11 protein-coding genes are annotated in these 13,952 nt (G+C 71.0%); 3 read left to right on the top strand and 8 right to left on the bottom strand.

The window, feature by feature from the left end:
• Window positions 1–147 precede the first annotated feature (147 nt).
• Window positions 148–1,308: a hypothetical protein gene (locus F4561_RS19925; protein WP_184580896.1), complete on the top strand. Its 1,161-nt coding sequence runs from the start codon at window positions 148–150 to the stop codon at window positions 1,306–1,308.
• Between the two features lie 48 nt (window positions 1,309–1,356).
• Here F4561_RS19925 and F4561_RS19920 read toward each other — a convergent pair whose 3' ends face one another.
• The 3 genes from F4561_RS19920 to F4561_RS19910 form a co-directional block, all read right to left on the bottom strand.
• Window positions 1,357–2,523, bottom strand: a complete 1,167-nt coding sequence (locus F4561_RS19920; RefSeq protein WP_184580895.1) for an MFS transporter — start codon at window positions 2,521–2,523, stop codon at window positions 1,357–1,359.
• Window positions 2,524–2,889: 366 nt separating this feature from the next.
• A complete protein-coding gene (locus F4561_RS19915) occupies window positions 2,890–3,363 on the bottom strand; it encodes an acyl-CoA thioesterase (protein WP_184580894.1) in 474 nt (157 codons plus the stop codon).
• An 86-nt stretch (window positions 3,364–3,449) separates the two neighbouring features.
• Entirely contained in the window at window positions 3,450–5,567 is a 2,118-nt protein-coding gene (locus F4561_RS19910; RefSeq protein WP_184580893.1) for a prolyl oligopeptidase family serine peptidase, read from the bottom strand.
• A gap of 353 nt (window positions 5,568–5,920) precedes the next feature.
• On the opposite strand from F4561_RS19910, the gene F4561_RS19905 reads away from it, so the two are divergent.
• The gene (locus tag F4561_RS19905) at window positions 5,921–6,421 is read left to right on the top strand and encodes an HNH endonuclease (protein ID WP_184583897.1); all 501 of its coding nucleotides are present in this window, start codon (window positions 5,921–5,923) and stop codon (window positions 6,419–6,421) included.
• Between the two features lie 41 nt (window positions 6,422–6,462).
• Here F4561_RS19905 and F4561_RS19900 read toward each other — a convergent pair whose 3' ends face one another.
• From F4561_RS19900 to F4561_RS19880, 5 genes are all read right to left on the bottom strand, one after another.
• A complete protein-coding gene (locus F4561_RS19900; RefSeq protein ID WP_184580892.1) occupies window positions 6,463–6,825 on the bottom strand; it encodes a MerR family transcriptional regulator in 363 nt (120 codons plus the stop codon).
• The gene (locus F4561_RS19895) at window positions 6,825–8,084 is read right to left on the bottom strand and encodes an MFS transporter (protein WP_184580891.1); all 1,260 of its coding nucleotides are present in this window, start codon (window positions 8,082–8,084) and stop codon (window positions 6,825–6,827) included. The genes F4561_RS19900 and F4561_RS19895 overlap by 1 nt, the downstream gene beginning before the upstream one ends.
• Before the next feature lie 151 nt (window positions 8,085–8,235).
• Entirely contained in the window at window positions 8,236–8,898 is a 663-nt protein-coding gene (locus F4561_RS19890; protein ID WP_184580890.1) for a hypothetical protein, read from the bottom strand.
• A gap of 405 nt (window positions 8,899–9,303) precedes the next feature.
• Window positions 9,304–11,166 (bottom strand): dihydroxy-acid dehydratase, encoded by a 1,863-nt coding sequence (gene ilvD, locus F4561_RS19885; RefSeq protein ID WP_184580889.1) that lies wholly within the window; start codon window positions 11,164–11,166, stop codon window positions 9,304–9,306.
• A 289-nt stretch (window positions 11,167–11,455) separates the two neighbouring features.
• On the bottom strand, window positions 11,456–12,124 hold the full coding sequence (locus F4561_RS19880) for a nuclease-related domain-containing protein (RefSeq protein WP_184583895.1): 669 nt from the start codon (window positions 12,122–12,124) through the stop codon (window positions 11,456–11,458).
• Window positions 12,125–12,483: 359 nt separating this feature from the next.
• Between F4561_RS19880 and F4561_RS19875 the strand changes: the two genes are divergently transcribed.
• On the top strand, window positions 12,484–13,908 hold the full coding sequence (locus F4561_RS19875; RefSeq protein WP_184580888.1) for an amidase: 1,425 nt from the start codon (window positions 12,484–12,486) through the stop codon (window positions 13,906–13,908).
• Window positions 13,909–13,952: the final 44 nt, after the last annotated feature.

The following is a 13,952-nucleotide window of genomic DNA, read 5'->3' as shown; positions in this document are numbered from 1 at the left end:
CGGGAACGGGGACTCGACTCGCGGGCGCGGGAAACCGGTCTCCAGGCCGCCGGCCCCGCGATCGCTGCGAGGTCAGCAATGCACATCGACCATCCGGGATCCTCTCCCGAGTTTCCGTGGCCGCCACTCGACGTCAGGTTCCCCGCGGTGGCTAACTGGGTACGGTTCGCCGGCCCCGAAGCCGCTGACGCCGACCTCCTTCCCGCTCCCGTCTTGCCCCGGCCCGCCCGCACGCCGGACCTCGTCCGGCAGTGGCGGCAGTGGCAGGAGGCGCTGCGTTCCGGGCAGTACCCCGACGCACACCCGGACACGCTGATCCCGCTCGTCCCCGAGGACTCGCCGCCCATCCGCGTGCCGCCGGACTTCGAGCGGCTCGCCCCCTGGCCCGAGGTGCGTGGGCGCTGCCGCGACACCTGGCCCGCCTTCCAGCGCTGGCGGGCCGCCTGCCACCACCGGCTGGACCAGACCTCCGGCGGGAGGCTCGGCCGGTCGGTCGCCGCGATCGTGGCGTCGATGACCCCGGGCCAGGCCGCCAAGATCGACCTCATCGCCCTGGCCGAACCGCGGGTCCTGCGCGAGGAGCCCGGCGAGGCCACCCTCACCCTCGGGTTCCTCGCCTCCGGCCGGTACCTGCCGTGGCTGCGGGAGTTCACCGCGGCCGCCCCAAGACGCGAGACTCCGCCCGGCTGGTACACCCCGCCACCATCCCCTCCCGCTCCGGGGGAGAGCCGCTCGCCCGGAGGGGGAGGGCACCGCGTCACTGTCAGCAGCGGCACGATGGGCCACTGGTTCGCCTTCGCCTGCCCCGATCTCGCTAGCACCGACTTCCTGGACCCCCCGGCGGGACGGCCCGAACCCGACGCCACCGCGCGCGCCCAGTGGCGGGCGTGGTGGGAGCAGGCCCGCGCACAGGCGGCGCAGCGGCCGGACACGCGCCGGCCCCTTATCGACGGGCTGCTTGTGGAGTTCCACCGGGCGGCGAAGTCCGGCCCCGGCACCGCGGCCACGTTGCCGGAGCTGCCCGCGTACTGCCGTGCTGCCTGGTCCGCCTTCGACGACTGGTTCCCCAACGCACGGCAGCGGGCCGACGAGGCGGGGCGCGGCGCCGCGCGGACGGTCGCCGACCTGCACGCGGCGCACCCGCGCTGGGGCAAGACCTCGTCGCGCTCCGACACCATCGACGTGGTCCCGGTCCGTGCCGCGCGCGTGCTGCACCAGGAGCCCGGATACGCCATCGTCACCGCGGGCCTGGTCGAGTCCGACGGGTTCACCAACTGGGTCTTGGGCTTCACCGCCGACTCCGAATAGCCGGCGCCGCGCGGGACCCGGCCGCCGGGATGTGCCGGCTCGGGTGGGTCAGCGCCGCGCGACCGGCACGACGGCGATGGCCGCCACGCAGAACACCGCGGCCACAGCGAACATCGGGTTCATCCCGAACCAGTGGATCACCAGCGCCATCATGGCCGGCGCGGTCATGCTGCCCAGCGACTGGATCGTGTTCTGCGCCGCCATCGCGCGCCCCGCCCACGCCATTCCGGCCGTCTCGGCGACAGCGGTGAACGTCAGCCCGTTGTGGCTCATCGAGAGCACCGCGCACACGAGGATGAGTACCACCCCCGCGGCCGGCAGCGCGAGCGGACTCAGGGACAGCAGAAGCAGCGCTGTCCCGGAGACCGCCGCGATGGTCCGGACCGGCCGCAGCCTGCTGCCGACGCGATCGGACCACGCCCCCAGCCCCAACCGGGCCGCGGCTCCCGGGATATGCGCGCACGCGAGGGCGGCGCCGGCGGCCGGCGCGGTCCAGCCGTGTTCCTGCACGAGGTAGACCAGCGCGTAGGTCAGAACGGTGAACTGCGGCACGGCCAGGAGCCCGGATGCGCCGTGGACCCGCCAGATGGTGCCGAACCGGTACGGGGAGGCGGTCGGGGCGACGGTGGGCGCCGCGCTCTCGGCGGCGGTCCGCCGCGGCGTGGCCGTCAGCACCGCGACGAGGGGCGCGGTGGCCGCGCAGAGCGTGGCGGGCAGCAGCATCGCGCCGGTGAACCCCCAGTGGCCGGCGGCGAAGGGGAGCGCGGCCGCGGCCAACCCCATGCCCAGTGGTTGGGCCATCTGCCGGATGCCCATCGCCAGACCGCGCTCGTGCTCGGCGAACCAGCCCAGCACCAGCCGGCCACTGGCCGCGTTGAGCGGCCCGGCGGAGGCGCCGACAAACGCCAGGAGGGCTCCCACCCCGATCGGGCCGTCCGCCACCCGCAGCATGACCAGGAAGAACGCGGTCAGCAGCAGGTTGACCGTCATCATCAGCCGCTCGCCGTAGCGATCGATGAGCACGCCCCACCCGAGGAGCGTCACCAGCAACCCCGCGCCGGGCAGCCCGGCGAGCGCGCCGGCCTGCGGGGTGGTCAGGCCGTAGGCGTCGCGCAGTTCGGGCAGTACGAACGGGACGCCGAACATCGCACTCACGGCCGCGATCTGGGCCAGGAGGGCTATACCTAGGATGACCCAACGACTTCGTGCACTCACGATCACCGGGCCAGGCTAGTACCCCGTGTCCGGCCTGGTCGCAGGCGGGGAGCGGAACGGGTGGCGCCCACGTGGCCCCGTGCCGCTGAGCGGTGGTCGCGGAACTCGCGGCGGCACGCGGAGGGCGCCGGTCCAGCGAGTGGCGCCCGAGGTGTTTTCCGGGGCTCGCTGCCGCTCGCCGGGTCGGGCGCCTGGAGGCCGGGAACCTTCGGGCACCTCCGGTGTGGCGCCCCGGTCGACTTCGCGAGTCGTGGACGCCCCACCTGCGGACCCTCCAGAACCCCGGCGGCACCCGACGAGCGATTCCGGCACGTTCCTCCACCGGGCCCCGGGGGCAACCCGAGCCCTCAGCCCTCCTGGCCGGGGTCAGCCGTGCAGGTACTCCCTCAGGAACGCGCGCTCCTCCTCGTTGAGGCGGCGGATGCCCTGGCTCCGGTGATCGAAGCCCACCAGCACCGAGGAGGCCCGGACGTAGACGGTGGGCGGGGTGGAGTCGGAGTCGCGGATCTCGTAGGCCAGCGTGAAGCTGGAGTGCTTCACCTCGGTCACCCACGTCTCGACCAGGACGGGTTCGCGGCGCATCTGCAGCGGTCGCAGGTAGTCGACCTCGTGGCGGGCGACGACCAGCCCGTGCATCCGCCGTTCGCCGTCGACCCTGCTGTCCCAGTGCAGGAACGACACCCGGGCGTCCTCCAGGTACGTCAGCATCCGCACGTTGTTGACGTGGTTGAACGGGTCGAGGTCGGCGAACCTGACCTGCGCGAGGTGGTGGTGCGTGCGGGCACCGCCCGGACCGTTCCCGTCGCTCGTGCGCTGGTCCGTCGCGGCCTCTGCTGGCACGGTGGCCTTCCCTTCGTCGTTGCGGTCCTGGCGATTGCCGCGGACCAGTGTCTCGAACGCGGTGTCGGCACCCGCGTCCGCCCCCGTCAGCCCGCTGTTCCGGCGTCCTGCGGGAGGCGCAGCCCGGTGAACCGGGCGAGGAACGCGAGCTGGTCGGCGCTGAGCCGGACACTGCGGCTCACCGCGCGGGCACTGTGCCCCACCTCGGATTCGCGGCGCAGCACGATGGGGCGCTCGTCGACGGGCGCGGCGGTCGCGTGCTGCAGGGCCGCGCACATTTTGCGGGCGTGCAGCGGGTCGACCCGGGTGTCGTTGTCGAAGACGGTGAACAGGGTCGCCGGATACCGGAGGCCTTCGGTGACGTTGTGGTACGGGGAGTAGTCGAGGAGCCAGCCGAGCGATTCGGGGTCGTCGGCGCTGCCGTACTCGACGTTCCACAACTGGCCCAGTCCGAAGTGCTCGTAGCGCACCATGTCCAGCAGCGGCGCCGAGCAGACCGCGGCGGCGAACAGCTCGGGCCGCTGGGTGAGCGCCGCGCCGACCAGCAGCCCGCCGTTACTGCCGCCCTTGGCCGCGAGTTGTCCGGGGCTGGTGACTCCGGTCTTGACCAGGTGCTCCGCCGCGCTCGCGAAGTCGTCGAACACGTTCTGCTTCGCGCCGAGCATGCCGGCGCGGTGCCACTCCTCGCCCTCCTCCAGCCCGCCGCGCAGGTTCGCGATCGCGAAGCTCCCACCGGCGCGCACCCAGGCCAGGACCACGGCCGAGTACGCCGGCGTGAGCGAGATGGCGAAGCCACCGTAGCCGTACAGGATGGTCGGGCGGGGGCCGCCCGCCCCATGGGGCGAGAGCAGCAGCATCTGTACCGGGGTGCCGTCGCGGGAGGTGTAGGTGACCTGCTCGGTGCGCACCTCCGGCAGCTCCAGCGTGCCCGGGGACGGTTCCCAGAGGGCGGCCTCGCTGGTCCGGCCGTCGTAGCGGTACACCGCGGTGGGGGAGCTGTTGTCGGTGTAGCCGAACCAGGCTTCGTGACCGCCTTCGGGGTGTTCCGTGAGGCCGCCGACCGATCCCAGCCCGGGCAGCGGCACGGAGCCGCGCCACTCACCCGAATCCAGGTCGTGCACGGTGATCTCGCTGATAGCGCGCCGCCGCCACGAGGCGAGCAGGACCGGGTGCGCCATCTCCGGGCCGTCCAGGATCGCGAAGTCGCGCAGGACCGCGCCGGCGTCGGTGTGGACGAGAGTGCGCCAGTGCGCGTAGCCGGGTTTCGCCGGGTCGGTCACGCACAACCGGCCTCGGGGCGCTCCGCGGTCCGTCAACAGGTAGAGTCGGCCGTCGCGTCCCACGTGCCCTGTCGTCCGGGCGTCGACGTCCCGTTGGATCGGGACGAACCGGGGGGTGTGTGCTCCCGTCTCGCGCAGGTCGGCGATCCAGGCGTCGTTGCTCGCGGACGTGCCTCTGGTGCGCTCCACCAGCAGCCACCGGCCGTCGTGGCTGACCGCCACGCCGTAGTAGCAGATCTTGTCGCCGCCCGCCCCGAACACGAGCACATCGCGGTCGGCGGGAGTGCCCACCTCGTGCAGGTACACGCGCCGGTGGTAGGCCTCCTCACCTTCGGGCACCTCCTCCGCCGGCAACCGCCGGACGTAGCAGAACGCCGCCCCGCCGGGCAGCCACGCGATGGACGTGTTGCGGCACCGGTCGATCGGGCCGTCGACCGTCTCCCCGGAGGCCACGTCCATGACCCATAGCTGCGCCTCCTCGTCGCCGCCCACGGACAGCTGGTAGGCGAGGAGCCGTCCCTCGTGGTCGGGGTCCCAGGAGTCGAGGGTGGTAGTGCCATCGGGGCCGAGCGCGTGCGGGTCGAGAAGGATGTGCTCCGTGCCGCTTCCCGAGGGCACCGTGACCAGGACCTCGTGCTCCTGGGCGGGGGTGCGCCGGGTGAAGAACCTGCGGCCGCCGCGCCAAACCGGCGCGCCGATCGTTCCCGCAGCCATGAGCTCCCGGATGGTCGCACCGAACCAGTCGCGCGCCGGCAGGTCCGCGGCGGCGTTGGCGAAGAGGGCGTCCTGGGCGGCCGACCATTCCTTGGTCTGCGGGGAGTTGGGCTCCTCCAACCACCGGTAGGGGTCGGCGACGGTGTGCCCATGGCGGATATCGGACAGTTCGACGCGCTCGGCGGCGGGATAGCGGCAGCGATCAGGCATGCTCATGACTCTATCCACCCGCGATCCAGGTGTGTCGGCGCGGTTTCACAGGGCGACGGACAAGCTGCGCGATGATGGACTTTGGGTGCTGATTCGGTGGCCGACCAGAAATTGGGGTGGCGGCGGGGCGGTCCAAGCGAGCAAACTGAATGCGGGACGTTACTCGGCGGGAACCACCCACGGGAGGTCCGTGTGGCAACGCGAACATTACCGGCTACATGGCCGGTACAAGGGGAGGTCTCCTGGCTGGCCAATCGGCTGGCCGGGGAAGAGACACGGCCGTTGCACGTGGCGGCCCGGGAGCGGTCATGAGCGCCGGCGGCGGCAAGGAGGGCGGTCCACCCCACCGTCACGTGCTACTACTCAACGCCAGCTACGAGCCGCTGACGACCGTACCATTGCGCCGGGCGATTCTCCTGGTGCTGCGGGAGAAGGCCGAGGTCGTACACGGCGACTCCGCTGGTGCGGTGCTGCACTCGGCGACCACCGCATTGTCGGTGCCGTCGGTGATCCGGCTCCGGCGCTACATCCGTGTTCCCTACCGCAGACGGGTGCCGCTTACCCGCGTGGCTCTCATGCGCCGCGACGGCCACCATTGCGGGTACTGCGGCAAGCGTGCGGAGACCATTGACCACGTCATCCCGCGCAGCCGCGGCGGCGCGCACGTGTGGGAGAACGTGGTCGCTTCCTGCAAGGCGTGCAACCATCGCAAGGCCGACCGTCTCCTTGACGAGATCGGGTGGAAGCTGAACGTAACCCCGAGGGTGCCGCGCGGTCTGCACTGGCGGCTCATCAACGGTGAGCACCACGGCGACCCCCAGTGGGCGCCCTACATGGCCAAGCAGGCGGCGTAACTGATCGGTGCCGTTCCCCGGCGAGGAACGGCACCGGTGCTTCAGGGCCGGTTCTCGCGCAGCGAACCCAGCTCGGCATGCAGTCGCTCCCGGACGTCGGCGAGGTCGGCGAGGTTGGCCTCGACTCCGGCGAGCCGGCGTTCGTAGAGCTCGATGATGTGGTCGCACACCTCGGTTTCGGCGAGGTCGCCGGCGTACAGGCAGTCACCCACCTGCTGGATCTCCGCCATGGCCAGACCCGCCGCCAGCAGTGCGCGGATGTTGCCAACCACGGTCACCGCGGAGTCCGGGTAGTCGCGGTAACCGTTGTTCCGCCGTTCGGCCGTGATCAGTCCGAGCTGTTCGTAGTAGCGCAGTGACCGGGGGCTGGCGCCGGTCAGCCGCGAGAGTTCACCGATGCGCATCAGCTCCCCCTCTCCGCCGTGAGGTTCTCGCGCCGGGCCAGGCGGGTAAACGCCACCAGCAGCACCCCACCACCCGCGACCAGCAGGATAACCGAGGCCCACGGCAGCGCGACCGGCCCTCCGGTCGCGAGGGCAAGGCCTCCCAGTGATCCCGCGAGAGAGAACCCCAGGTACATCCCGCTGGTGTTCAGGGCGAGGATGGCGCTGTCGGCGCCCTGTGCCCGGCGCAGCAGCCATGACTGTAGGGGCGGGCTGAGCGTCCAGATCCCCACCGCCCAGACCACCACGATCCCGGCGAGCACGGCGAAAGGCAGCGAACCCGCGGGCACGACGGCGGCGAGCACCGCCAGAACGGCCACCATGGCGATCGCGGTGCCCAACCCGGCCGCCAGGGTGCGTCCCGCCCCCCACCGGTCGGCGCCACGCCCGCCGAGCAGCACCCCAACGAACCCCGCCGCGCCGAACAGCATGATCAGCGTCCCCACCGTCTCGGTGCCGCCGGAGAGCTGGCGGTAGAGCGGAGCCAGGTAGATGTAGGGCATCATCCCGCCCGCGCCCGAGATGAGCAGGGCGAGCGTCGTTCCCAGGATGACGGGCCGTTTCAATGGGGCGGCACGCTGCCGCAGGCTTGGCTGCGGGCCGACATCGCCGCGGGGCAGCCACAGCATGCCCACGAACGCCGGGAGGCTCAGCGCCGCGACGAACAGCATCGTCGCGCGCCAACCCAACGCCGCCCCGATCCAGCTTCCAATGGGCACGCCCACGACCAGCGAGAGAGTGATCCCCGCCGTCACGAGACTGAGGTAGCGGGCCTTCCGGTCGGCTGGGGCGTGTCGGCCGACGGCGACCAGGGCCGCCGGGATGAGGGTGGCGGCGGCCAGTGCGGTGGCCACGCGCAACCCCATCGCCACCGGGTAGCTGGGTGCGAGGGCCATCAGGATGTTGGCGATCGCGAACAGCGCCGTCATCGCCGGCAGTAGGCGGTGGTGGGGGACCCGTCCCGCCACGACCGCCATAACCGGTGCCCCGAGCCCGTAGGTCAGCGAGTACACGGTGACGAGCTGGCCCGCTGTCGCCTCGGTGACGTCCAGATCGGCCGACACCAGCGGCAGGATTCCCGCGATGATCATGTCGTCGGTGCCGGTGGCGAAGGCGGCGACGGTGAGCGCCAACAGCCACACCGGGATCCCGGGGGCAGCAGTGCGGCGACCACCGGGAGCGGCTGACGAGCCGGTTGGGATGGTTGCGTCGGTTGTCATGTCGGGAAAGCTACGACCCTGACATATGTGTCAGGGTCAAACCCGGCGCGGCTGTCCCCCGCGGCGCGGGCGTCGTATCCGCGCCCTACTCCACCGGGCCCGAAGGTGGACACCGCGCTGGCCGCACGCGACTTCCGTGCGGCAGGTCCGGTCAGTCCTCGAACCTGAAGTAGGCGGTGCCGTCGCGCGCCTCCACGACGACCAGTGTCCGGTCCCCGGCCTCTACCTCGTCGCCGGCCTCGACTTCGACCTCCCGCTCGTCCACCCCGTCACCGGAGATCAGGAGCCGTGCCGTGCCGTCCGAGGCGCTCCCCAGCCCGATGGTCAGCCCGGACTCGTTGGCGCGGTGCCCGACCCGAACGGCGAAGACATCCGGGTCCTCCATGGGGTTCTCGGACCCCTCCGCCTCCTCCTGGGGCGACGCGTCCTCGGACTCGGAACCGTTTTCGGGGGGCGGGGCCTCCGGGTCGTCGATCGTTACCGCGATTCCCTCGTCGTCGCCGCTGTCGATCCGTTCGACAGTGATCGTCCGGCGCCCGACGTCGACGCTGTCCCCCTCGCTGACCCGGACCACTTCGGTGTCCCCGGCATCCTCGGCGTAGACCTGGATGTTGGCCTCGTCGCCGCTCACGCTCATGAGCCCCACCCGCATGTCCCCCTGGGCAAGCTGGTTTCCCTGGACGATGTAGTGCTGGTCCTCGGGAACCTCGGGATCGTCCGAGCATCCCGCCATGAGCGCGACCATGAGCCCAGCCGCGGCCGGGCGGGACGAACGCGGCCACCAGGGCCGGTGCGCGGTCGGGTTCGACGGCATAGTGGTCACCCTACTCATCCAGGTCGGTGGAGTGGATAGCGGCGAAGTTGTCGTTCACCTCGTCGATCGACATCACGATGTCGTCGGTGTGCGACCCCCACGGGTTCCGGAGTGTGACCGTATTCCGAATAATTTCCAGTGTTCCGGCAAGAGAGAATTCTGATTTTCGGGAGTGGTCTCTTACTGATCATTCCCAGTTCACCCGATGCGAGGCGGACCGCTTTTTCCTGGCGAACGGTCGTGCTGGGCCCGGCACGGGCCACCTCGGAAACCAGGTGGTGAACACGTACTGTGCACACCCCGTGCCCCCGGGCACCGGCCGGTCCCGGAGCGGACACCCCCGACAGAGGTGTGGCCCGTGTCCGCCGCGGCGGACACGGGCCACACCAGGGCCATGGGGACTGGTTAGCCCTCGACCTGGCTGACGTCGCGCGCGGCGCCGGTGGAGGCCGAGGTGGCCATGGCGGCGTAGGCGCGCAGCGCCGGGGTGACCGCGCGTTCCCGCGCGGCGGGCCGGAACCCGCCCAGTTCCTTGAGCAGCCGCTCGCGGCGCGTGGCCAACTCGTCCTCGCTCACCTCGACCGTGATGCCGCGGTTGGGGATGTCGATGCTGATGACATCACCGTCCTCAACAAGAGCGATGTCGCCGCCCGCGGCGGCCTCGGGCGACGCGTGCCCGATGGACAGGCCCGACGTCCCGCCGGAGAACCGGCCGTCGGTGACGAGCGCGCACGCCTTGCCCAGCCCGCGGCCCTTGAGGAAGCTCGTCGGGTACAGCATCTCCTGCATTCCCGGCCCGCCCTTGGGACCCTCGTAGCGGATCACCACGACGTCGCCCGGCTCGATCCGCTTGTTCAGGATGCCGTCGACGGCCTCCTCCTGGCTCTCGAAGACCTTGGCCGGACCACTGAACGTCAGCAGTTCCTCCTCGACGCCCGCGGTCTTCACGATGGCGCCGTCGGCCGCGATGTTGCCGTACAGCACGGCGAGCCCGCCGTCGACGGAGTAGGCGTCGCCAACCGACCGGATACAGCCGTCCTCGCGGTCGGTGTCGAGGCTGTCCCAGCGAACATCCTGGCTGTAGGCCTTCGTGGTGCGCTTTCCGCCCGGAGCGGCGTGGAACAGCTCCACGGCCTTGGGCAGCACCGACTCGGACATGATGTCCCACTGGGCCAGATACTCGCCCACGGTCTGGCCGTGGACGGTGGGCAGCGAGGTGTCGAGCAGCCCGCCCCGGGCGAGCTCGCCGAGGATGGCGGGGATACCGCCGGCGCGGTGGACGTCCTCGATGTGGTACTTGTCGGTGTTCGGCGCCACCTTGCACAGACAGGGCACCCGCCGGGAGACCTCGTTGATCTCCGGAAGGCCGAAGTCCACGCCGGCCTCGGTCGCCGCGGCGAGCAGGTGCAGGATCGTGTTGGTGGAGCCGCCCATGGCGACGTCGAGCGCCATGGCGTTGCCGAAGGCCGCCGGCGTCGCGATCGACAGCGGCAGCACGGAGTCGTCATCGCCCTCGTAGTAGCGCCGCGCGCTCTCGACCACCAGCCGGCCGGCGTCCTCGTACAACTTCTTGCGGGCGACGTGGGTGGCCAGGACGCTTCCGTTACCCGGCAGCGCCAGCCCGATGGCCTCGGTGAGGCAGTTCATCGAGTTGGCGGTGAACATCCCCGAGCAGGAACCGCAGGTGGGACAGGCGTTCTCCTCCATCTCGTCGAGCTCGTCCTGGGAGACGCTCTCGTCGGCGGAGGCGACCATCGGATTGATCAGGTCGAGCTTGCGGACCTTGGTCGCCGTGCCGTCGACGACCGTGACCTTGCCGGCCTCCATCGGGCCGCCGGAGACGAACACCGTGGGGACGTTCAACCGCATGGCAGCGAGCAGCATGCCCGGTGTGATCTTGTCGCAGTTGGACACGCACACCAGGGCATCGGCGCAGTGCGCGTTGACCATGTACTCGACCGCGTCGGCGATCAACTCGCGGCTGGGCAGCGAGTAGAGCATGCCGCCGTGGCCCATGGCGATGCCGTCGTCGACCGCGATCGTGTTGAACTCCCGGGGAATCCCGCCGGCCTCGCGCACGGCACCCGAGACCACGTCGGCTACCTCGCGTAGGTGGACGTGGCCGGGAACGAACTGGGTGAAGCTGTTGGCCACCGCGACGATCGGCTTGCCGAAGTCCTCGCGTTCGACGCCGGTGGCGCGCATGAGGGCGCGCGCACCAGCCATGTTCCTACCGTGGGTGACCGTGCGTGAGCGAAGCGCGGGCATGGGGCAGCTCCCGTCGAGACGAGCGTGAACCGTGCGCCAAAGGTGGGTCGCAAGCCGAGGTAGGGCTAGGGCTACGGGGTCCGCGGTTGGCGGTCCCCGCCTTTGGATAAACGTCGGTTCTCCCAATCCTAGCCCCCGACCGGGCACGCTCGTGTCCGGCTCCGGTGAGCCGCCGTTGGGCCGCCGACGCCGGCGCCCTTGCTGGCCACGAAGCGCCGAGACCGTTGTACCGCGCCAGGCGGCGTGTCGCCCGCCGCGGACCCGCTGGCGGGCGGCACACTGCGCGGCCCTAGTAGCGCGGCAGGAGGACGCGTTCGGCGGCGCGGTAGATATCGGCGATCTCCTCCTCGGAGAGCCGGTCGCGACCACTGCGCAGCCACTTGCGGACCTTGGTCCCGCTGATGATGTCGACACCGCGCAGCCGGTGGCTGTCCCACGGCATCCCCGGCCCGTAGATAGCCAGGGCCGCGCGGACGTTGATATCGCGCCCCAGCTCCTCGCTGATGAGCCGCTGGGCGGTGCGGGCCTCTTCGAGTGCCTCGTCGATACGCTCGTTCTTGGAGAAGCGGCCGTGATAGAGCTTCTCCAGCTTGTTGCGCAGGGGTAGCCGCTTATCCCAGGCCTCGGAGTCGATAGCGAACGCGCCGCGCCGCCCGACGATGAAGTGGTCGATCTGGCCGTTCCCGCCGGGGATGCCGCGCGCGTGCAGCACCTGGTACCCGAGCCGCTTCATGACCTTGAGCTGTGCCTCGGTGCGCCGCTGCGCCGCCGAGGGTTTGCGCCATCGCGGGACCTCGGACTGGCGGCGCGCCGCGCGGACCGTGAAGGCGATGACCACGGCCACGGCGAACGTGGCCCCTATGCGCCAGTCGGATGTGAGGTAGCCCGTGGCGGCGCCCGCGAGCGCGGCCGCGCCGCCGCGGATCAGCCACCGCCGTCCGACATCCGAGGCCACCATGGAGGCGTACTTCCTGGTAGCCGAGGAGCCCGACTTGTCGGAGCCGTTGGAGCCGCCGGAGCCTTGACCGGTGCTGCCGACGAAGAATGACGCGTACGCGGCGTCGCGCTGCTCGGAGGCGTCGCCGGACCTCTGGCGGCGCTGTTCGACGCTGGGTGCCGTTTCCACGCTCGAAAGGGTAGTTCGATCTTAATGCGTGTCCTAGCCCATCGAATCTCACACTTTTCTTTCCTCTAGTGGGCTGAATGTCACGTGTGTGGAGATCCAGGCCGGGGAATAAAACCATGTTCAGGTTCTCTAGAGAGCTTTCCCGCTCGTTTCGGTCTCACGCGCGGTGCTGCACTCGTTAGTCTCAGCGTATGAGCCAGATCCACGATCTGACCGCGATTGAGCTGGTGGAGCGGGTGCGGCGGCGTGAGCTCTCGCCGGTGCAGATCACCGACCACTACCTGGAGCGGATCGCCCGACACGATCGCGCACTCGGAGCCTTTATTACGGTCACGGAAGATTTCGCCCGAGAACAGGCCCGAAAGGCGGAGAATCGTGTGCTCCGCGACACGCCGGGCGAGCTGCCTCCCTTGCTGGGCGTCCCGGTGCCGATCAAGGACCTCGACCCCCTCGCCGGGGTGCGCCACACCTCTGGCTCGACGATCTACGCCGACCGTGTCGCCGGCGTCGACGCCGCCTTCGTCGCCGCGCTGCGCCAGGCCGGCGCCGTCTTCCCCGGGAAGACGAACACCCCCGAGTTCGGCTCCCCCTGCTACACCGAGAATGACATCGCCCCGGCGGCCCGCACCCCGTGGGACCTCTCGCGCTCGGCAGGGGGGTCCAGCGGCGGCGCCGCGGCCGCCGTGGCCGGCGGGCTGTCTCCGGTCGCCCAGGGCAGCGACGGCGGCGGCTCCATCCGCATCCCCGCGAGCGCGTGCGGGACCTACGGCCTCAAGCCCACGCGCGGCCGGATATCGGGTGCGCCCCTCACCCCCGACCTGCTCGGGTTGGCGACGGCCGGGCCGCTCACCCGCACCGTCAGCGACGCCGCCCTCCTCCTCGACGCCATGAGCGTCAACCGGCCCGGTGACTACTACACCGCGCCGCCGCTGGGCACCGGGGAGACCTTCCTCGAGCACGCGCGGCGCGAACCCGGGACCCTGCGTATCGCGCGGTTCCGCACCCCGGTAATGGCCGCGGACGAGGTCCACCCGGAGGTGCTCGCCGCCTACGAGTCGGCGACCGAGCTGCTCGCCAAGCTGGGCCACGACATCGAGGAGATCGCGCCGCCGTTCGACGCCTCGGTCGCCGAGGACTTCCGGACCGTCTGGGCGGCGATGGCGATCGCCGTCCCGCTCCCCAGCGGGAGCGAGCCACACCTGCGCCCGATCAACCGCTGGCTGCGCGAGCAGGCCATGGGCACCACGCTCGACCGGTACATGCGGGCGACCATCCGGTTGCAGCAGCGGGTCAGAGCGGCGCTACCGGCGATGCTGGACTACGACGCGGTCCTCACCCCCACCCTGGCCCAACCTCCCGTTCCCGTCGGACACTTCGCCGCCGCGCCCGAAGAGGAACTCCGCCGGATGGAGCGGTTCACGCCGTACACGGCGATCTTCAACATCACCGGCCAGCCCTCGGCCAGCGTCCCGCTGTACTGGTCCGACGAGGGGCTGCCGATCGGCGTCATGCTGTCGGGACGGATCGGCGGGGAACCAACGCTGCTCTCCCTGTCCGCGCAGCTTGAGGCGGTACACCCGTGGGCGCATCGGAGGCCGCCCGTCTGGGCCGAGTGAGTGCCGCGGCCCCCGCTCCCACCGGCGCGGAGCCCGGCATTCTT

Source organism: Lipingzhangella halophila, from assembly GCF_014203805.1.
In the GTDB taxonomy this organism is placed as follows: Bacteria; Actinomycetota; Actinomycetes; order Streptosporangiales; family Streptosporangiaceae; genus Lipingzhangella; species Lipingzhangella halophila.
Note: the sequence above shows the minus strand (reverse complement) of the source record. Positions and strands in the feature narration are given on the sequence as shown.

Bases quoted from the DNA above. Each gene is read 5' to 3' on its own strand.
- ilvD (WP_184580889.1), bottom strand. From the start codon at position 11,166: ATGCCCGCGCTTCGCTCACGCACGGTCACCCACGGTAGGAACATGGCT.
- F4561_RS19890 (WP_184580890.1), bottom strand. From the start codon at position 8,898: ATGCCGTCGAACCCGACCGCGCACCGGCCCTGGTGGCCGCGTTCGTCC.
- F4561_RS19875 (WP_184580888.1), top strand. From the start codon at position 12,484: ATGAGCCAGATCCACGATCTGACCGCGATTGAGCTGGTGGAGCGGGTG.
- F4561_RS19900 (WP_184580892.1), bottom strand. From the start codon at position 6,825: ATGCGCATCGGTGAACTCTCGCGGCTGACCGGCGCCAGCCCCCGGTCA.
- F4561_RS19895 (WP_184580891.1), bottom strand. From the start codon at position 8,084: ATGACAACCGACGCAACCATCCCAACCGGCTCGTCAGCCGCTCCCGGT.
- F4561_RS19910 (WP_184580893.1), bottom strand. From the start codon at position 5,567: ATGCCTGATCGCTGCCGCTATCCCGCCGCCGAGCGCGTCGAACTGTCC.
- F4561_RS19880 (WP_184583895.1), bottom strand. From the start codon at position 12,124: ATGGTGGCCTCGGATGTCGGACGGCGGTGGCTGATCCGCGGCGGCGCG.